The organism is Sphaerisporangium sp. NPDC049003 (assembly GCF_043197795.1).
GTDB lineage: Bacteria > Actinomycetota > Actinomycetes > Streptosporangiales > Streptosporangiaceae > Sphaerisporangium.
The window spans coordinates 1-18,887 of sequence record NZ_JBICTU010000022.1 but is presented as its reverse complement, the minus strand read 5'-3'; the positions used below and the strand labels follow the sequence as shown (position 1 = coordinate 18,887).

The window sequence follows — 18,887 nt, the reverse complement described above, 5'->3', positions numbered from 1 at the left end:
ACCGGAAACAATGTTGCCTGCCCTTGTCCATCCTTTGCGCAAATGGCGGATGGAAACTAGCTTTTGTCGCTGAAGGATCAGTCAAGGAGCCCCCGACGGACGACGACGAGGCGATAGCCCGGTCCCTGGCCGGAGACCTCGCCGCCTACGAGGTGCTGGTCGCGCGCTACAGCGCGGTGGCGCATCGTACGGCCGCGCTCCTCGGCGCCGGGGACGAGGCCGAGGACGTCGTCCAGGAGGCCTTCGTCAAGGCGTTCCGGCATCTGGCGGGGTTCCGGCGCCAGGCTCCCTTCAAGCCGTGGCTGCTTCGCATCGTGGCCAACGAGACCCACACGATGACCCGCTCGCGCGGGCGCCGTGCCGACCTCACGCTGAAGATCGGCGCGGAGCCGGAGCTGCGGACGCCCGCCGATCCCGAGGGAACGGCCATCGCCACCGATCGGCGCTCCCGGCTCCTGGACGCGGTGCGCACCTTGCCCGAAGGGGAACGTCAGGCGGTGGTCTGCCGGTACTTCCTTCAGTTGACCGAGGCGGAGACCGCGGAAGTCCTCGGGTGCCCGCTCGGCTCGGTGAAGTCCCGGACGTCCCGGGGGCTGGCCAGGTTGCGGAAGGAGGTGGGCGATGATCTCTCCTGACGACTTCGAGGCCGAGCTGCGAGCGCTCGGCGAGGCCCTCGACGTCCCCTCCCCGCCCCCCGCCGACGTGGCGCGAGCCGTACGAGCCCGCCTCGCGCGGCTCGGCCCGTCGCAGGACACCGAGCGGCCGGAGCAGGCGGAGCCGTCGGACCGGCCGTCGGCGCGGACGGGGCCGTCCGGGGGGAGGGGGCCGGTACGGCGGCTCGGACCGGGCCGGCCGAGGTGGCGGTGGGTCACCGCCGGGGTCGCGGCGTTCCTCGTGGTCCTGCTCGGGTTCACGCCGCAGGGCAAGGCCGCCGTGGCGCACGTCCTGCGGTTCGCGGGCGTGGAGATCCACGTCGGCGAGCCGGGTCCGCTGCCTTCGGGCGTGCCGCGCCCGCTGCCCGGCGAGAAGCGCGTCTCGCTCGGCGAGGCGCGGAAGATGGCGAAGTTCCCCGTCGTCGTGCCCGCGGAGCTAGGGGACCCGGATGACGTCCGGGTGATCGAGTCGGGCCGCGTGGTCTCGCTGCTGTGGCCCGGGGTACGGCTGGACGCCTACGACGGGGTGCTGAGCGTTGTCTGGCGCAAGGATCTCGGCGAGCCCTGGCCGCGGGAGGTCACGATCGGCTCCTCGCCGGGCTGGTGGATCGCCGGCCCGCACGGCCTGACGTACATCCCCAGTGGCGGCGGCGCGACCGAGACCCTGGAGCGCCGGGCGGGGCCCACGCTGATCTGGCAGCGCCCCGAGGTCGCCTACCGCCTCGAAGGCCCCTCCGACCCGGCCCGAGCCCAGGAGATCGCCGAATCCATCCGCTAGGTGCCGGGTGGGGGCGGAGGGGCGGTCGGCCCGGTTTGGGGGTCGGTGGTGGGTTTTGTGGTGGGTTTCTGGGTTGGTTTGGAGGAGGACGGCGGGGGCGGGGGAGCGGTCGGGCCGGACTGGCCCACCGGGGTCTTCCTCGGCTTGGCGGTCCTGCTGGGGGAAGGCGGCTTCGAGGGCGCCCGCGAGGAGGCGGGCGGAGGCGGAGGCAGGGCCGTCCGGCGGCTGGACGGGAGGGCCGTCGTGGACGGGAGGGCCGTCGGCCGGGTCGACGGGGGCGCGGGCTTCTTCGTGCGGCGCGGCGCGGGTTCGGTGGCCGGCGGCGGCGGGGGCGAATCCACGCCGATCGACAGTTCGGAGGCGGACGGCGTCGGGCTGCGACGGCCGCCGGCGCTCTGGATCGCGGCGGGGGAGTCGGAGCCTGAGGAGTCGGGCCAGGCGAACCAGATGCCGGCTCCCACCGCCACGACCAGCGTCAATCCGACGAGGATGGGCCCGCGCCGGTCGTAGCCGAGCCGGCGCCGGGTCGGCTCCTCGTCGTCGTCCATATCGATCGAGGTCTCCCACGTGCGCCATCGGTCGGCCCGCGGACCGTTTCCTGTGCTGGAATCGCCGGCATACGGCGGACGACGTCGCGCTGAAGGCTCATCCCAGTTGTCTCGCACGATGTTCGTCTCCGGGGGGCGGGATCGACGTCTGCTGTCTGGTGCACATCGCGACGATCGTCACTACTTGTGCATTCATGTGTGGGTAACGACCACTAGGCAGTCAACAGAGTATAGAAGTTTGTTATGTAACAAAAGTGATATCAGAAGCTTGCCCTTCCTCCCGTATATTTCTGACTGCTTTGCTAGTACCGGATTTATCATTTGCAACTATGTCAGGAGAGCTGAGCCCCGTGCTGAGGAGGGATGATCCCGCCGCGCTGGAGCGTCTGTGCCGCGAGTACGGCGATCATCTCTACGACTACTGCCAGTCCATGCTCGACGACGAGGACGCTCTCAGCGCGACGGTGGGGGCCCTGTACGGGGCCGTCGCCCACACCGACCGGCTGTACGACGCGACACGGCTGCGCGCCTGGCTGTACTCCCTGGCCAGGGCGGAAAGCCAGTCACGGCTCGCCGGGGTGGCGCACAAGGGCTCGTACGCCAGGCAGGGCCGCGGAGGGTCGCCGGAGCTGGCGGTCGAGGTGCTCGCCTGCCTGGAGCCGCGCGAGCGCGAGATCCTCGACCTGACACTGCGCCACGGACTCAAGGCCGACGAGGTCGCCCGGGTCCTCGACATCTCGGTGGACGCCGTCGAGTCGGCCGCGCGCCTCGGCAGGCGCCACGCCGAGCAGTGGCTGGCCGCCGTGGTGGACGCCAGGAGCGCGAGCCCGAAGTGCTCGGTCCTGCCCGGCCTGGTGAAGTCGTGGGCCGACTCCCCGACGCGCCTGTTACGGGCCCACATCAGCCGGCACGTCCGTTCCTGCAAGGACTGCCAGACCGCGACGTCCGGGGTCACGATCACCGCGCTGATGACGCGCATGCCCATCCTGGCGAGCCCCGCCCCGTCCGAGCGGCTCTTCGCCGGCGCCGACGCCTCGTTCACCGCCGCAGAGACGCGCACCGAGAGCTGGCACCCCGACGGGTTCCCCGTGCAGCCCGACGTCATTGAGGACCCGCCCCCCGTGGAGGCGCCGCTGACGGTGGAGGAGGGCTTCACCCCCGAGCGTGCCGACGGCGCCAAGCCGCCCACGGAGTTCTGGGAGCCCGACCCCGAGGCCGACGACCCAGAGAGCCGTATCCGGTGGGGACGCGTCAGCCTGGTGACGCTGGTGTCCGTCGCCTCCACGGCGGTGATCTGGTCGCTGCTCTTCAATCCCGGCACCACCGGCAAGCCGGTCGACGTCGAGGCCGCCGGTGGCACGGTCTTCGTGACCCCCGGCGACTCGCTGCCGCCCCTGGTCGACTCCCCGCCCCCGCCGCCCCCCGCCGGTACGGGCGCTCCGGTCACCGCCGTGCCGACCGGGGCCGGCGCCACGCGGCCGGGAGCGGCCCACCCGACCGTGTCGGTACCGGTGGTCCCGCCGCCGGCCAGTAGCAGCGCCCACCCCTCGGCGACGCCGACCAAGACCAGGCGCACCGACCCGCCTTCCACCAACGACGGGCCCGACGACCCTCCGCCGCCGCCGAAGACGACGCGGCCGTCGGCCTCGTCGCAGCCCAGGTCGTCGCCGACGCAGAGCTCGCAACCCCAGAGCAGGCAGACCACCAGCGCGCCACCGCCGCCCCCTCCTCCTCCGCCGCCCCCGCCGTCGTTCGCGGCCTCAAGCTCCTCGGTCAACGTGGGATACAGCCAGCGTGGCTCGGTGCAGGTGAAGTCGCAGACCGGATCGATCAACTGGCAGGCCGGGAACGCGACCGTCCAGACCTCTCCTGGCAGTGGAAGCGCTCAGGAGGGCCAGACCGACACCATCAGCTTCACGCTCGCCGTGGGGGCGGGCACGATGAACGACTGTGACAAGCCCTTGCAGATCACCATGCCCATCTCGTGGTCCGGTGACAACAAGGGCACCAAGGGCTCAGGAAGCCTGGGAGTCACCATCACCTACATGAAGCCCTGTCCCAAGCCGATGTGAAAACAATGAGGAGAGACCGCGTATGCCCAAACTTCGCAGACGCGAGTGGATCATCGCCCTCATCGCGGTGCTCTTCACGCTGACCATAGGGATTCCCACGGGTATGGCGCTCGCCGATCCGGCTCCTTCGGCAGAAGGGGTGAACAACGAGTGCGATGACATCCTCGGCAGCGGCACTCCGGAGTTCATGTTCTGCTCCTGGATGGCGAAGACCCCGAAGGACGCGCTCAACATCGTCAAGTTCTGGGCCGAGAACGACGGTGAGAAGCTCAAGGAGGCCGTCCCCTACCCCGGCCCGGTGCTCTTCTGCTTGGACAAGACCAACAAGGGCCCCGGCATGCAGGACTGTGCCGACAAGGACCAGGTCCTGTGCAAGTACGACCACAGCGTCGGCAAGTACGTCTGCAAGGACACCGACGGCAACATCACCAAACCGCCGGCCAAGGCATGCCAGGGCGGGGAGTTCGACTGCTCCGGTGGCGAAGGCTCCTCCGGCACGTCGACGGCCGCCCCGGGCGAGACCACGTCCGGCGCGTCACCCGGTCCCGATGGCACCACCCAGAGCCAATCCGATCCCAACGCCGTCCCTGTCGACGCCAGCCAGGCGCCGCTGGTCGAGAGCTCGGCGGTCCCCGACGGCACCGAGCAGGTCGCCCCGAGCGCCAGCGCCAGCGCGGACCCCGCGCCGGACGCCTCCACCGCTCCGGAGCCCACCGCCTCGGCCGCCCCCGAGCCGCGCGCCACGCCCACGACGTCCAAGCAGCCCCTCGCGGCGCCCGACGACGCCACGGGCAAGGCCGCCGCCACGGCCATCAAGCTCGGCATGCGGGTCTGGATCGAGAGCGAGCTGGCTCCCGCGTGGACCGCGGGCAAGGACCAGTTCGACGCCGCGGTCGCCTCCATGGCCGCCCAGGCGAACCGGCCCGGAGTCGTGGGTGTGAAGTTCGCCCAGGACCTCGGCTACTGGGGCTTCAAGTCCGCCACCGACGTCCGCCAGTTCGTCAAGGACGCCTCCACCGCACTGCGCGCGGCGATGCCCGCCGGCAAGCAGCTCGCGGTCGACGTGGTGGTTCCCGAGATGGGCTGCGGGGTCTCCGAGCCCTGCCAGGCCGCGCTCCGCGCCAAGTATCCGCTGATCACCCGCGCCAACGTCGAGAAGTACGTCCTCACCGGCGACGTCGACCACGTCAACGTCTCCAGCGGCCTGTTCGCCAGCGAGTACGCCAAGTACAAGATCACCCCGGACAAGGCGCTGCGCAACCAGTGGGTCGGCGTGCGGGCCCGCGGCTGGGACACCCGCGTCCACATCGGGGCCCGGGAGGTGGGCCTCGCCCACAGCGGCGCCAACAAGCTCACCGCCGCGCAGGCGGAGGCGGCGGCCAAGCTGCGCGTCGACCTGCCCCTGCAGGCGGGCGTGCAGACGGTAATGCTGTGGACCCACCGCCAGAGCTGGGACGGCGCCACCTGGCGGCTCCTGGACCAGGGGCTGACGACCAACACCATGTGGAAGGCACTCCAGGCCCGCAAGGGGCTCGGCCGGCTGTCGGTCACCTTCGACGCCAGCGACCCCGAGAAGGGGATCACCCAGGACCTCACCAAGCTCGCCGAGGTCTTCGACGAGGTCTACATCCACAGCCAGTGACCCGCGCGCGGGCCACCTGACAGGCGGCCCGCGGGCAACTGGCAGCACGGCACGAACCCGGCGAACGCCCGGTGGAGACCCCCCGCTCCGCCGGGCGTTCGCCTGTTCGCGGGCCCCACGTCGGAGAAGCGGCGATCAGCCCTCGGCGGTCAGCCCTCCGCGGCGAGCCAGGAGTCGATGCTCGCCAGCAGTTCCTTCTTGTACGACTCGGGCGCGGTCGAGGCGCGGATCGACTGGCGGGCCAGCTCGGCGATCTCCGCGTCGCGGAAGCCGTACACGTCGCGCGCCAGCTCGTACTGCGGCAGGAGCCTCGCGCCGAACAGCAGCGGGTCGTCGGCGCCGAGCGCGATCGGCACCCCCGCGTCGAACAGCCGCTTCACCGGCACGTCGGCGATGCGCGGGGCCACGCCGAGGCCCGCGTTCGAGGTGGGGCACACCTCGCAGGCGATCTGGCGGTCGGCGAGGCGCTCCATCAGCCGATCGGACTCGGCGGCCCGGATGCCGTGGCCGATGCGGTCGGCGTCCAGGTCGTCCACGCACTCGGCGATGCTCGCCGCCCCGGACAGCTCGCCGCCGTGGGGCACGGCGAGCAGCCCCGCGCGCTTGGCGATGCGGAAGGCCCCGTCGAAGTCGCGGGCGCGGCCACGGCGCTCGTCGTTGGACAGCCCGAAGCCGACCACGCCCTTGTCGGCGTACTGAGTGGAGAGCCGCGCGAGCGTCTTGGCGTCGAGCGGGTGGCGGGTGCGGTTGGCCGCGACGATCACGCCGATGCCGACGCCCGCCGACCGCGCGGCCCGACCGGCCGCGTCGAGGACCAGCTCCAGCGTCGCGGTGAGCCCGCCGAACCGCTGGGCGTAGCCGGAGGGGTCGACCTGGATCTCCAGCCACCGTGAGCCCTCGGCCGCCTCGTCCTCCGCGGCCTCCTGGAGCAACCGGTAGACGTGCTCCTCACGGCGGAGCACCGAGCGCGCGATGTCGTACAGCCGCTGGAAGCGGAACCAGCCACGCTCATCGGTGGCCCGCAACCGCGGGGGCCAGTCTTGCACCAGAGCGTCGGGCAGATGGAGCCCTTGGTCGCGCGCCAGCTCCAGAAGCGTCGTGTGCCTCATGGAGCCGGTGAAGTGCAGGTGGAGATGGGCTTTGGGGAGTTCGTCGAGCGGGCGTGCCATCTCCATATCCTGCCGTACGCCGATCGGGCACACGGCAGGACTCCACCACTCAACCTTCGGTGGCGCTGACGCGTTGGGGAGGGCGAAAGGGGATCTGCCATGACGGATGAAGACGAAGCGGCTTTCGATGATTTCCTGGCCGCCCGAAGTACCGCCCTGCTCCGCACGGCCGTCCTCGTCTGCGGCGCGTCGGCCCACGACGCCGAGGATCTGGCCCAGGGTGCGCTGGAGAAGGTGTACCGGCACTGGCCCAGGATCCGGCACGACAACCCGGAGGCCTACGCCAGGCGCGTGGTCGTCAACGCGGCCATCTCCCGGTCCCGGCGCCGCAAGGTGATCCAGGAGATCACCTTCGCGCGCCCGCCCGAGCAGGCCGCGCCCGAGTCGGACCTCGACTTGCGCGGCACCCTCATGGAGGAGCTCCGGCGCCTCCCGGCGCGGATGCGCGCGGTCGTCGTCCTGCGCTTCTGGGAGGACCTGTCGGAGGCCGAGACCGCCGCCATGCTCGGCTGCTCGGTCGGGACCGTGAAGAGCCAGGCCGCGCGCGGTCTGGCCAGGATGCGGGCGCGGATCGGCGCCCTGAAGGGAGCACCGGTATGAGCGTCGAGGAAGCACTCAAGGAGGCCATGTCGGAACACGTCGCGGACGTGCGCGCGCCCGTCGCGCTCGGTCGGGCCGTACGCGGGAGGCACCGCTCGCGTCTCATGTGGAGCCGTACGGCCGGGGCCGCCGTGCTGACCGTCGTGGTCACCGGCGCGATTCCGGTCTTCGCGGCGCTGTACCCGGACCCGGCCCAGGGAGGGGGACTCGGCGGCCCCGCCACCGCGAGGTCCGAGCCGACGCACCATGCCTCGCTGAGCGGGACCCCGATGCTGTCGCCCGCCGGGAACTGCTCCTACCGGAAGGACACCAGGGGCACCCCGACAAGGAACGTGGGCATGCCGCCGGCGAACCCGGATCTGAAGGCCAAGACCATGACGATCACCACGAACCAGGGCACGATCGTCATCCGGCTCGCCACCGCGCAGGCGCCGTGCACGGTGAACTCCTTCGCGTTCCTCGCGAAGAAGAACTTCTTCGACAACACGCGCTGCCACCGCCTTGCCACGCCGCAGGCCACCGGCCTCGGGCTGCTCCAGTGCGGCGACCCGCTCGCCAAGGCCGACGGCAAGAACAAGAAGGACGGCATGGGCGGCCCGGGGTACCTTTTCGACGACGAGAACCTCGGCGGCATCCCCTACACCAGGGGTACGGTCGCGATGGCGCAGGGCCGCGAGGACGCCAACTCCAACGGCAGCCAGTTCTGGATCTCGTTCTCCGACGACAACACCCAGCTCGGGGATCTGGGCCCGGCCTACACGCCGTTCGGCGTGGTGGTCAAGGGCATGAAGATCGTCGACAAGATCGCCAAGGGCGGCATCATCCCGTTCAACGGAGACCCCCTGGCCGACGTCCGCGGCGAGGGCTCCAACGCCCCCAAGCTCCCCGTGATCATCAAGAACGTGACCGTCTCCCATTGAGAAGGCCGTCCCGTCGAGAGGCGCACTGAGAAGGCCCGGGTCACGGGGCCCGGGCCTTGTCGATGCGGGATGGGTCCTGCCGGTACGGGGCCCGCCGAGGGCCTGGGACCGGGGACCGGCAGGGCTAGTGCGCCTCGGCGAGGAGCTTGGCGAGGCGGCTGACGCCCTCGACGAGGTCGTCGTCGCCGAGCGCGTAGGACAGGCGGAAGTAGCCCGGCGTGCCGAACGCCTCGCCCGGGACCAGGGCGACCTCGGCCTCCTCAAGGATGAGCTCGGCCAGCTCGGCGGAGGTCTGCGGGCGCCTGCCGCGGATCTCCTTGCCGAGGAGCCCCTTGACCGAGGGATAGACGTAAAAGGCGCCGAACGGCTCGGGGCAGACGACGCCCGGGATGTCGTTCAGCATGCGGACCATCGTCTGGCGGCGCCGGTCGAAGGCCTCGCGCATGGCCGCCACGGCCGACAGATCGCCCGAGACGGCCGCAAGAGCCGCCGCCTGGGCGACGTTGGAGACGTTGGAGGTGGCGTGCGACTGCAGGTTGGTCGCGGCCTTGACGACGTCCTTCGGGCCGATCAGCCAGCCCACCCGCCAGCCGGTCATGGCGTAGGTCTTGGCGACGCCGTTGAGGACGAGCACGCGGTCCCTCAGCTCGGGCACGGCCGTCGCGATGCTGGTGAAGGTGGCGTCGCCGTAGACCAGGTGCTCGTAGATCTCGTCGGTGACGACCCACAGGCCGTGCTCGGCGGCCCAGCGGCCGATCGCCTCCACCTCCTGCGGGGAGTAGACCGCGCCGGTCGGGTTGGACGGCGAGACGAACAGCAGGACCTTGGTGCGCTCGGTGCGCGCGGCCTCCAACTGGTCGACCGAGGCGAGGTAGCCGGTGGTCTCGTCGGTCACGACGTCGACCTGGACGCCCCCGGCCAGCTTGATGGCCTCGGGATAGGTCGTCCAGTAAGGGGCCACCACGAGGACCTCGTCGCCCGGGTCGAGCAGCGTGGCGAACGCCTCGTAGACGGCCTGCTTGCCACCGTTGGTGACCAGCACCTGCGACGCGTCGACCTCGAAGCCGGAGTCGCGCAGGGTCTTGTCGGCGATGGCCTGCTTGAGCTCCGGGAGGCCGCCGGCCGGCGTGTACTTGTGGAACCTGGGGTTCCCGCAGGCCTCGACGGCCGCCGCGACGATGTAGTCGGGCGTCGGGAAGTCGGGCTCGCCGGCGCCGAAGCCGATGACCGGGCGACCTTCCGCCTTCATCGCCTTGGCCTTGGCGTCCACGGCCAGCGTGGCGGACTCGGAGATCGCGGAAATGCGCGCTGAGATGCGAGGACGGGTCATGCCTTCCATGTTTCCAGACGTCTCGCACCGCTGCCGCCGCATATCCATGATGTGGACACGCGGCAAATCACCGTGACGTGCCGGACGAGTTGGTTCGACGTGAGGCGCATTCACCCGTACACTTCTGCAACTAGTGAGCGACGCGCCCCCGGCTGCTCGGGGTAAGGTGGTTCACGGCAGAGGGCACTAGCGCAATTGGTAGCGCACCGGTCTCCAAAACCGGCGGTTGGGGGTTCGAGTCCCTCGTGCCCTGCGGCGTGCGGTCCGCGCACCGATGGCGTGTAAGCCGCCGAAAGTTGCGTAGGAACGACGGATCAGGTGAGGACTGTGGCGATCGACACACGCGGCGAGGCCGCTGAGGGGCCGAGTAAGTCGTCTGGCCCGACCGCTAAGAAGCGCACCTCTCCCGCACTGTTCTACCGGCAGGTGGTCGCCGAGCTTCGCAAGGTGATCTGGCCGACGCGCAAGGATCTGATCTCCTACACCACCGTGGTCCTGGTATTCGTTCTGATCATGGTTGGCCTCGTTGCCGGGATCGACTTCTTGCTCACGAAGGGTGTGCTGGCGGTCTTCGGCGGAGCCTGAGCCGGCCGCCACGCGACAACCGTCCCCGACCGGACGGTCGAAGATCGCAACATCGACGAGAGAAGAAAGAGTCACCGTGTCCGAGTCCCCACTGTCGGCTGGCGCATCCCACGAGAAGTGGGAGGGAGAGCCGGAAGAGGCGGTCAAGATCACCGAAGAGTCCGGCGAGAACGCCACCTTCGGTGATGCCGAAGAGCCCGGCGAAGCCGCCGAGGCTCCGGTCGACGACGCCGAGGCTCCTGCCGGCGAAGACAGCGAGACTCCGGCCGATGAAGAGGCGGAGGCCGCGGAGGCCCCCGTCGGCGCCGTCGACGAGGATGGCGATGTCATCCCCGACGTCGACCCCGTCGAAGAGTTCAAGAGCGCGATGCGCGGCATGCCCGGCGAGTGGTACGTCATCCACTCCTACGCCGGTTACGAGAACCGCGTGAAGTCCAACATCGAGACCCGCACCCAGTCCCTCAACATGGAGGACTACCTCTTCCAGGTCGAGGTGCCGGTCCACACGGTCACCGAGCTCAAGGGCGGCAAGCGCACCCCGGTCAAGGAGCGCGTGCTTCCGGGTTACGTGCTGGTCCGCATGGAGCTGACCGACGAGTCCTGGTCCGCGGTGCGCAACACGCCCGGTGTGACCGGCTTCGTGGGTCTTTCCAACCGGCCGAGCCCGCTGAGCCTCGACGAGGTCGCCAAGCTGCTCGCGCCCGAGCCGACCGAGCAGACCAAGACGACGGCCGCCAAGGCCGCCGCGGCGACCGTCGACTTCGAGGTCGGCGAGTCCGTCACCGTCATGGACGGCCCGTTCGCCACCCTGCCCGCCACGGTGAGCGAGATCAGCGCCGAGTCGCAGAAGCTCAAGGTGCTCGTCTCGATCTTCGGTCGCGAGACGCCGGTCGAGCTGTCGTTCAACCAGGTCTCCAAGATCTGACGCCGAACCCGGTCTCGGCGATCTGACGGCGCGCATACACTGATAAGTCGTCCCCACGGATCGAGCGACTTCGTGGGGTGAATCCCGGGGGAGCATGGCCAATCCTGGCCGTCGCACGCCCCCGGGGGCTCTCACGCCCTGTGGGAGTTACGCAGGAGTTAAGGACCCGGAGTAGGACAATGCCTCCTAAGAAGAAGATCGCGGCCCTGGTGAAGGTCCAGCTTCCCGCTGGTCAGGCCACGCCCGCGCCGCCGGTCGGTACCGCCCTCGGTCCCCACGGTGTCAACATCATGGACTTCGTCAAGCAGTACAACGCTGCGACCGAGGCCCAGCGGGGCAACATCATCCCCGTCGAGATCACCATCTTCGAAGACCGCAGCTTCACCTTCGTCACGAAGACGCCGCCGGCGCCCGAGCTGATCAAGAAGGCCGCGGGGCTCGACAAGGCCAGCGCCAACCCGCTCCGCGACAAGGTGGGCAAGCTCACCAAGGAGCAGCTGCGCCAGATCGCCGAGACGAAGATGCCCGACCTCAACGCCAACGACATCGAGGCCGCCCAGAAGATCATCGCCGGCACCGCCCGGTCGATGGGCATCACGATCGCCGACTGACACGCGAGGGGCGCGGCGGTGGTGTGACGAGCGAGGGTGAGAACGAGCCCGAGCGAGGAGGACGACCATCGCCTCAAGGGCGCCCCAGCCGCCGAGCGCAGCGAGGCGGAGCAAGCACGGAACCACGTGGGAGGGCCAGCGCCGGCCCGTGACCACATACTCCACGAGGAGAAGCAAGTGAAGCGCAGCAAGAGCTACCGCAAGGCCGCCGACACGGTCGACAGCGAGCAGCTGTATTCCCCGGTCGACGCGGCCAAGCTGGCCAAGGGCACCTCGGTCACCAAGTTCGACGCGACCGTCGAGGTGGCACTGCGGCTGGGCGTCGACCCCCGCAAGGCCGACCAGATGGTCCGCGGCACCGTCAACCTCCCGCACGGCACCGGCAAGACCGCCCGGGTCCTGGTCTTCGCGACCGGTGACCGTGCCGAGGAGGCCCGCGCCGCGGGCGCCGACATCGTCGGCGCCGACGAGCTGATCGAAGAGATCGCCAAGGGCAACCGGCTCAACGAGTTCGACGCCGTCGTGGCCACGCCCGACCTCATGGGCAAGGTCGGCCGCCTCGGCCGCGTCCTCGGCCCGCGTGGTCTCATGCCGAACCCCAAGACCGGCACCGTCACGCCGGCCGTGGCCAAGGCCGTGACCGACATCAAGGGCGGAAAGATCGAGTTCCGGGTCGACCGCCACGCGAACCTCCACTTCATCATCGGCAAGGTGTCGTTCCCGGAGCGCCAGCTCCTGGAGAACTACGCCGCCGCGCTCGACGAGGTCATCCGTCTCAAGCCGTCCGCGGCCAAGGGGCGTTACCTCAAGAAGGTGACCTTCTCCACGTCCATGGGCCCGGGCATCCCGGTCGACCCGAACGTGACGCGGGCCATCACCGCCGAGCTCGACGCCTGAGGTTCGATACACGCGAAAGGGTCCGCGGCCTTCGGGCGCGGGCCCTTTTTCGTATTCTCCGATACTTGTTTCTTCGCAGGTGAGACCCTATTTCACCATTGCGGTCATACCGGTGGCCAAGCAATCGATGCGCACAAGGCGCCGCACGGGGTAGTGCCGGAGCGTAGGGTCGAAAGCACTTCCGGGGGATACGAAGGGATACCAAGTGAAGCGTCGAATGACACCCGCGATCGCGGCCGTGGGCTCGGCCATGCTCATCGCGGTATCAGCATGCGGCCAGGCCGCGCAGAACTCCACCGCGTCGCTCGGTGCCGTGCGGCTCTCCGCTGCCGAGACGCTGCAGCAGAGCGCCAAGAACGCCGAGGCCGTCACCTCCTACACCGCGCAGCTCGCCCTGGACTTCAGCGCTCCAAAGGAGGGCGCGGGGTCGGTGAAGGGCACGATGGTCTACCACCAGAAGCCGCAGGTGGCCTCCGACGTCACGCTCGACCAGATCAACGTCAGCGGGCAGAACGTCCCCGGCGGAGCGCGAGTGATCCTCATCGGGCAGACCGCGTACGTGAAGGTCGACCTGCTCAGCAAGCTGGTGGGCGGCACCAAGCCCTGGATCAAGATCGACCTCGCCAAGGCCGGCCAGTCGGCGGGCGTCGACGTCAGCCAGTTCCTCTCCCAGGCCCAGCAGATGGACCTGCAGAGCAGCGTGAAGATGCTGACGACCTCCAAGGACGTCACCAAGGTCGGCACCGAGTCGGTCGGCGGCACCGACACCACTCACTACAAGGGCACGTTCACGGTCGCTGAGGCCGTCAAGCAGCTCACTCCCGAGATGCAGCAGAAGCTGCAGGGCCGGCTCACCAACGTCAAGGACATGAAGTTCGACGCGTGGATCGACGGGCAGAGCCTCCCGCGCAAGGTCGAGATGAACGGCGGAGCCGGCGAGGGCGCCTTCAAGCTGACGTCGCTGTTCACCTCGTTCAACGACTCCGCGGAGGTCACCGCGCCGCCCGCCGACCAGGTCGGGGAGCTTCCGGCTGACCTCGGCGGCCTGAAGGGTCTTGAGGGCGCCGACGGGGCCACCGCCGGCACGGGCGGCTGACCCCGCACGCGTGACCGCCGTCTGGGCGGTCCGCACGCGACTCACAGGCGCACCCCCCGATCTCGATCGAGGGGTGCGTCGCCGTATCGCGGCCCGATTCGGCGTGACGCGTCGCGGCCCGATTCGGTGTGAGGCGTCGCGGGCCTCGATATGGCGTGAGGCGTCGTGGCCTTGATTTGGCATGACGCGCGAACACCGCGTACAGTGTCCAATGCCGAAGACCGCCGGTCGTCGCTGAGCCTGTCAATGGCTCGGTGGCCCAAGGTTCACGACTGTGGACGGCCCGCGTAGGTGTGATGTGAGTTCCATGTGGTCCCTCGTGCGGCGCCAGCCGCGTGACAACCGTGTGTGAGCCCCGTGCGCCTGCGCCGGGGCTTTTCCGTTTCCTGGACTCCTGGGCCCTTCGCCGGTGGCACATCTGGAAGGAGGCCCATGGCGAGGGCGGAAAAGGCGACCGCGGTCACTGAGCTCAAGGATCGGTTCGAGAGCTCGAACGCCGCTGTCCTGACCGAGTACCGCGGTCTCACCGTGGCTCAGCTGAAGCAGCTGCGCACCACACTCGGTGGGAATGCGAAGTTCGCCGTGGCGAAGAACACGCTTTCGAAGATCGCGGCCAACGAGGCCGGGGTCACCGTCCTGGACGACCTGTTCACGGGTCCGACGGCGATCGCGTTCGTCAGCGGCGACGTGGTCGAGGCGGCCAAGGGTCTGCGTGACTTCGCCAAGGCCAATCCCCTCCTGGTCATCAAGGGCGGTGTCGTCGACGGCAAGTCGATGACCCCGGCCGAGATCTCCACACTTGCCGACCTGGAGTCGCGCGAGGTCCTCCTCGCGAAGCTGGCCGGCGCGATGAAGGCGAAGCAGTCTCAGGCCGCCGCCACGTTCAACGCGCTGCCCACCACCATGGCCCGGCTCGTCGAGGCTCTCCGCGCCAAGCGCGAGGAGACCGGCGGGGCGGACGCCGTCGTGGCGGAGACCAGCGAGGACGCAGGCGAGTAGGTCGGGCGCGAAAGCGACCACAGCAGGGGATTCAGGCGCATACCGCGGTCCGTTTCCAAGTTTTGTAATTAATACGGAGGAATCACCACCATGGCGAAGCTCAGCACCGACGAGCTGCTCGACGCGTTCAAGGAGATGACCCTTCTTGAGCTCTCCGACTTCGTGAAGCTCTTCGAGGACACCTTCGACGTCAAGGCCGCCGCTCCGGTCGCCGTCGCCGCCGCCGGTCCGGCCGGTGGAGGCGCCGCCGCCGAAGAGGTCGAGGAGCAGGACGAGTTCGACGTCATCCTCGAGGCCGCCGGCGACAAGAAGATCCAGGTCATCAAGGAGGTCCGCGCGCTCACCAGCCTCGGACTGAAGGAGGCCAAGGACCTCGTCGACGGTGCCCCCAAGGCGCTGCTCGAGAAGGTCAACAAGGAGGCCGCCGAGAAGGCGAAGGCCGCCCTTGAGGGCGCCGGCGCCACCGTCACCGTCAAGTGACGTCTCGCGTCTGACGCTTTACACAGCTCCACGCAGAAGGGGCGGTTCACCCTGGTGCCGGGTGATCCGTCCCTTCTGTTTTGCCTGTTTTGGGCGCTTTCGGTAGAGCAGGCCGGTCCGAAAACCGGATGATCGCCGATGTGGATCTCCATACCGGGTTATGATCCGGCGGACCGGCTGACTGGTTGGCCTCCGCTTCCGGCGCGTCCATGTCGTCGTGACGCCGCGGCGACCGGGCGATGGGAGGGAACAGGTGGCGCTCCACGCGGCTCGGTCCCCTCGCAGGCCGAGACTCCTTGTGATCTCCGTGCTGCTCGTGCTCGTCGCCCTGCTCGGCACCGCCTGGGTGCGCGTCGGTGCCGGCCTCGACCAGGCGCGGTCGGCGGCACGCGACCGCCTCGCCGCCGTCCACGCCGCCGAGCGCTACGCCCTGACCCTGATGGCCGTGAACTACCGCACGGTCGACCGTGACGTGCAGCGGGTCCTGGACACCTCCATGGGCCAGGCCAGGGACCAGTACGCCAGGGACGCCGAGCGGCTGAAGGCGGCGACCCGCCTGAACAAGGCCGTCCAGACCGGTGTGGTGCGCGCCGCCGGCCTGGCCTCGATGGACGTGCCCAAGAGCACCGCGCGGGTGCTGGTGGTCGCCGACTCGGTGATCCGGTGGGAGGGCGCCAAGACCGCCCCCCAAGATCGCTTCTATCGCTGGAGCGTGGAGGTCACCAAGGTCCGGGGAGTGTGGTGGGTGTCGAGACTGGAGCAGATCACATGACCGCCGAGGGAGCCCTGGAGCCCCTGGAGGGCGCTCGTCGGCCCCGTTCGCGCTCGGGGCCATATGTTGTGGCCGTCGCGCTCCTGGGGCTTCTGGCGGCCGTTCTGGCCGTTCTGGTGGCCGTCGGCTTCATTCGCCTCCGCGATCTGCGCGCCGGCGAGTCGGCGTCCGTGGAGGCGCTCGCCGCGGCCCGCACGTACGCGCCCGACATGCTGTCGTACGACTACCGCACGATCGACGCCGACCTGGCGCGGGCGCGGGGGTACGCCACGGGCGATCTCGCCGAGCACTACCGCGAGTTGACGCGGGTGCTGGCCCCGGCCGTCAGGCGGCAGCAGACCGTGCAGCAGGCGGTGGTGGCCGCCGCCGCGGTCGAATCCGCGACGCCTGACCGGGTTCAGGTGTTGCTCTTCATGAACATGGGAACGACCAAGGTGTTCCCGGGCGAGAAGCAACCCCAGAAACAGGTCGTCCAGAACCGCGCCCGGTTCGTGCTGGTCAGAGGTGAGGACCACTGGCTGGTGTCAGAGTTGTCCACCTTGATCGGCAATGCCCCGACCAGCTGAGATCCCGTCCTCCGGGGCCCTGGACACACTCCGGCGTGGCGCGTTATTAAATTGTTAGTAAAGCTTGGGTTTGAGTATCGCGATCTTGGGGGATGTAAACGGGCACGACAGTGTCGTGAGGCGGCAAGCCTTCGACCCTTCGTGTGACTGAGCGTTAGCCGATCCGCCTCGCGGGTATCGTCTGGATCCGGTCGGCCCCTCAGTCTCAGGTAGGGAAGAAAACCCAGCGTGACGGCCATTGGTTCGCTCGAATCCGGTCTCACGGGCTTGACGTTTCGGCGCTGACGGGCGATGCTGCGTCCAACGTGGAGCGCAGAGCGAGACTGAAGTGGACAGGTGTATGCCCATCGGCTACACTGCCCCTTTGCGCTGCCCTTTGACGACCCGCTTCTCTAGGTAACTTTGATGCATGGTCGTCTGGCGTGCGTGTAGTCAGTCCGCGAGCCCTCGGAAGGACATCTGTTGGCAGCCTCGCGCAACGCCTTCGCCGTACCCGCTGGTCCCCGCCGCGTCTCTTTCGCGCGCATTCAGGAGCCGCTCGAAGTTCCCGATCTTCTCGCTCTGCAGACCGAGTCCTTCGACTGGCTGCTCGGCAACGAGAAATGGCGGTCGCGGGTCGAAGCGGCTCGCCAGGCCGGGCGCAAGGACGTTCCGGCCCAATCCGGTCTCGAAGAGATCTTCGAGGAGATCAGTCCCATCGAGGACTTCTCCGGAACGATGTCCTTGTCGTTCCGTGACCACCGGTTCGAGCCGCCGAAGTACTCAGTCGATGAGTGCAAAGACAAGGACATGACCTTCTCCGCCCCGATGTTCGTGACGGCGGAGTTCATCAATAACACCACCGGTGAGATCAAGAGCCAGACGGTGTTCATGGGCGATTTCCCGCTCATGACCTCGAAGGGCACCTTCATCATCAACGGCACCGAGCGTGTCGTGGTCTCCCAGCTGGTGCGGTCCCCGGGTGTCTACTTCGACCGTTCGGTCGACAAGACCTCCGACAAGGACCTGTACGGCTGCAAGGTGATCCCCTCGCGTGGTGCCTGGCTCGAGTTCGAGATCGACAAGCGGGACAGCGTCGGTGTCCGCATCGACCGCAAGCGCAAGCAGGCCGTCACGGTCCTGCTGAAGGCGCTCGGCTGGACCAGCGAGAAGATCCTTGAGCGCTTCGGCCAGTACGAGTCGATGCGCGCCACCCTGGAGAAGGACCACACGTCCGGCCAGGACGACGCGCTGCTCGACATCTACCGCAAGCTGCGCCCGGGCGAGCCTCCCACGAAGGAGTCCGCTCAGACGCTGCTCGAGAACCTGTACTTCAACCACAAGCGCTACGACCTCGCCAAGGTCGGCCGCTACAAGATCAACAAGAAGCTCGGCGTCGACTCCGAGATCACCCAGGGGACGCTCACCGAAGACGACATCGTCGCCACGATCGAGTACATCGTCCGGCTCCACGCCGGCGAGATCGCGATGCCCGGGGCGAACGGTGAGGTCGTCGTCGAGACCGACGACATCGACCACTTCGGCAACCGCCGCCTGCGCACGGTCGGCGAGCTCATCCAGAACCAGGTCCGTCTGGGCCTGGCCCGCATGGAGCGCGTCGTCCGCGAGCGGATGACCACGCAGGACGTCGAGGCGATCACGCCGCAGACCCTGATCAACATCCGCCCGGTCGTGGCGTCGATCAAGGAGTTCTTCGGCACCTCGCAGTTGTCGCAGTTCATGGACCAGACCAACCCGCTGGCCGGCCTGACGCACAAGCGGCGTCTGTCCGCGCTCGGCCCCGGTGGTCTGTCCCGTGAGCGGGCCGGCTTCGAGGTCCGTGACGTGCACCCGTCCCACTACGGCCGCATGTGCCCGATCGAGACCCCTGAAGGCCCGAACATCGGCCTGATCGGCTCTCTCTCGTCGTTCGGCCGTGTCAACTCGTTCGGCTTCGTCGAGACCCCGTACCGCAAGGTCGTGGCCGGCCGCGTCACCGAGGACATCGACTACCTGACCGCCGACGAGGAGGACAGGCACGTCATCGCGCAGGCCAACACGCCGCTGCGCGCCGACGGGGCCTTCGCCGAGGACCGCGTCCTGGTCCGCCGTAAGGGCGGCGAGGTCGAGTTCATCCGGCCCAACGAGGTCGACTACATGGACGTCTCCGCGCGCCAGATGGTGTCGGTGGCGACGGCGATGATCCCGTTCCTCGAGCATGACGACGCCAACCGCGCGCTCATGGGTTCGAACATGCAGCGTCAG

At 68.9% G+C, this 18,887-nt stretch carries 18 protein-coding genes, 1 tRNA gene and 1 pseudogene; 18 read left to right on the top strand and 2 right to left on the bottom strand.

Translation table 11 applies throughout. The annotated features are described in order from the left end of the window. The first annotated feature begins 23 nt into the window (after positions 1 to 23). The 5 genes from ACGFIV_RS23615 (at position 24) to ACGFIV_RS23595 (ending at position 5,693) form a co-directional block, all read left to right on the top strand. Positions 24 to 635 carry an RNA polymerase sigma factor gene (locus ACGFIV_RS23615; protein ID WP_358545987.1) on the top strand — a complete coding sequence of 204 codons (612 nt, stop codon included), beginning with the start codon at positions 24 to 26 and terminating at the stop codon, positions 633 to 635. Beyond that, positions 622 to 1,431, top strand: a complete 810-nt coding sequence (locus tag ACGFIV_RS23610; protein ID WP_358545989.1) for a hypothetical protein — start codon at positions 622 to 624, stop codon at positions 1,429 to 1,431. Before ACGFIV_RS23615 ends, ACGFIV_RS23610 begins: the two co-directional genes overlap by 14 nt. Positions 1,432 to 1,491: 60 nt before the next feature. Then, complete coding sequence (locus tag ACGFIV_RS23605; protein ID WP_358545992.1) at positions 1,492 to 1,941, top strand: hypothetical protein; 450 nt, start codon at positions 1,492 to 1,494, stop codon at positions 1,939 to 1,941. A 367-nt stretch (positions 1,942 to 2,308) separates the two neighbouring features. Then, positions 2,309 to 4,051 (top strand): RNA polymerase sigma factor, encoded by a 1,743-nt coding sequence (locus tag ACGFIV_RS23600; RefSeq protein WP_392837669.1) that lies wholly within the window; start codon positions 2,309 to 2,311, stop codon positions 4,049 to 4,051. Between the two features lie 22 nt (positions 4,052 to 4,073). Continuing rightward, the gene (locus tag ACGFIV_RS23595; RefSeq protein ID WP_358559577.1) at positions 4,074 to 5,693 is read left to right on the top strand and encodes a hypothetical protein; all 1,620 of its coding nucleotides are present in this window, start codon (positions 4,074 to 4,076) and stop codon (positions 5,691 to 5,693) included. A 149-nt stretch (positions 5,694 to 5,842) separates the two neighbouring features. Here the strand turns inward: ACGFIV_RS23595 and ACGFIV_RS23590 are convergent, their stop codons facing one another. Then, positions 5,843 to 6,862: an adenosine deaminase gene (locus ACGFIV_RS23590; RefSeq protein WP_358559579.1), complete on the bottom strand. Its 1,020-nt coding sequence runs from the start codon at positions 6,860 to 6,862 to the stop codon at positions 5,843 to 5,845. Between the two features lie 99 nt (positions 6,863 to 6,961). Between ACGFIV_RS23590 and ACGFIV_RS23585 the strand changes: the two genes are divergently transcribed. Both ACGFIV_RS23585 and ACGFIV_RS23580 read left to right on the top strand, forming a co-directional pair. Next, a complete protein-coding gene (locus ACGFIV_RS23585; RefSeq protein WP_392837666.1) occupies positions 6,962 to 7,462 on the top strand; it encodes a SigE family RNA polymerase sigma factor in 501 nt (166 codons plus the stop codon). Further along, positions 7,459 to 8,382, top strand: a complete 924-nt coding sequence (locus ACGFIV_RS23580; RefSeq protein ID WP_392837664.1) for a peptidylprolyl isomerase — start codon at positions 7,459 to 7,461, stop codon at positions 8,380 to 8,382. Before ACGFIV_RS23585 ends, ACGFIV_RS23580 begins: the two co-directional genes overlap by 4 nt. 124 nt (positions 8,383 to 8,506) lie before the next feature. On the opposite strand, the gene ACGFIV_RS23575 is transcribed toward ACGFIV_RS23580, so the two are convergent. Then, positions 8,507 to 9,712, bottom strand: a complete 1,206-nt coding sequence (locus ACGFIV_RS23575) for a pyridoxal phosphate-dependent aminotransferase (protein ID WP_392837662.1) — start codon at positions 9,710 to 9,712, stop codon at positions 8,507 to 8,509. A 180-nt stretch (positions 9,713 to 9,892) separates the two neighbouring features. Between ACGFIV_RS23575 and ACGFIV_RS23570 the strand changes: the two genes are divergently transcribed. From ACGFIV_RS23570 to ACGFIV_RS23520, 11 genes and pseudogenes are all read left to right on the top strand, one after another. Continuing rightward, positions 9,893 to 9,965: transfer RNA gene (locus ACGFIV_RS23570), tRNA-Trp, on the top strand. 74 nt (positions 9,966 to 10,039) lie between these two features. Continuing rightward, positions 10,040 to 10,297: a preprotein translocase subunit SecE gene (gene secE, locus ACGFIV_RS23565; protein ID WP_392837660.1), complete on the top strand. Its 258-nt coding sequence runs from the start codon at positions 10,040 to 10,042 to the stop codon at positions 10,295 to 10,297. A 76-nt stretch (positions 10,298 to 10,373) separates the two neighbouring features. Beyond that, positions 10,374 to 11,222, top strand: a complete 849-nt coding sequence (nusG, locus tag ACGFIV_RS23560) for a transcription termination/antitermination protein NusG (protein ID WP_392837658.1) — start codon at positions 10,374 to 10,376, stop codon at positions 11,220 to 11,222. 179 nt (positions 11,223 to 11,401) lie between these two features. Next, on the top strand, positions 11,402 to 11,833 hold the full coding sequence (gene rplK, locus ACGFIV_RS23555) for a 50S ribosomal protein L11 (RefSeq protein WP_358559586.1): 432 nt from the start codon (positions 11,402 to 11,404) through the stop codon (positions 11,831 to 11,833). Between the two features lie 177 nt (positions 11,834 to 12,010). Beyond that, positions 12,011 to 12,730, top strand: a complete 720-nt coding sequence (gene rplA / locus ACGFIV_RS23550; protein ID WP_358559588.1) for a 50S ribosomal protein L1 — start codon at positions 12,011 to 12,013, stop codon at positions 12,728 to 12,730. Positions 12,731 to 12,947: 217 nt separating this feature from the next. Further along, on the top strand, positions 12,948 to 13,826 hold the full coding sequence (locus tag ACGFIV_RS23545; protein ID WP_358559589.1) for an LppX_LprAFG lipoprotein: 879 nt from the start codon (positions 12,948 to 12,950) through the stop codon (positions 13,824 to 13,826). A gap of 432 nt (positions 13,827 to 14,258) precedes the next feature. Then, positions 14,259 to 14,825, top strand: coding sequence for a 50S ribosomal protein L10 (rplJ, locus tag ACGFIV_RS23540; RefSeq protein ID WP_358559591.1), 567 nt, complete (start codon positions 14,259 to 14,261; stop codon positions 14,823 to 14,825). 90 nt (positions 14,826 to 14,915) lie between these two features. After that, positions 14,916 to 15,305: a 50S ribosomal protein L7/L12 gene (rplL, locus tag ACGFIV_RS23535; RefSeq protein ID WP_262846532.1), complete on the top strand. Its 390-nt coding sequence runs from the start codon at positions 14,916 to 14,918 to the stop codon at positions 15,303 to 15,305. A gap of 253 nt (positions 15,306 to 15,558) precedes the next feature. After that, entirely contained in the window at positions 15,559 to 16,077 is a 519-nt protein-coding gene (locus ACGFIV_RS23530; RefSeq protein ID WP_392837654.1) for a hypothetical protein, read from the top strand. Continuing rightward, a complete protein-coding gene (locus ACGFIV_RS23525) occupies positions 16,074 to 16,643 on the top strand; it encodes a hypothetical protein (RefSeq protein ID WP_392837652.1) in 570 nt (189 codons plus the stop codon). The genes ACGFIV_RS23530 and ACGFIV_RS23525 overlap by 4 nt, the downstream gene beginning before the upstream one ends. A gap of 462 nt (positions 16,644 to 17,105) precedes the next feature. Beyond that, positions 17,106 to 18,887, top strand: a pseudogene (locus ACGFIV_RS23520) (DNA-directed RNA polymerase subunit beta); the annotation flags it as partial.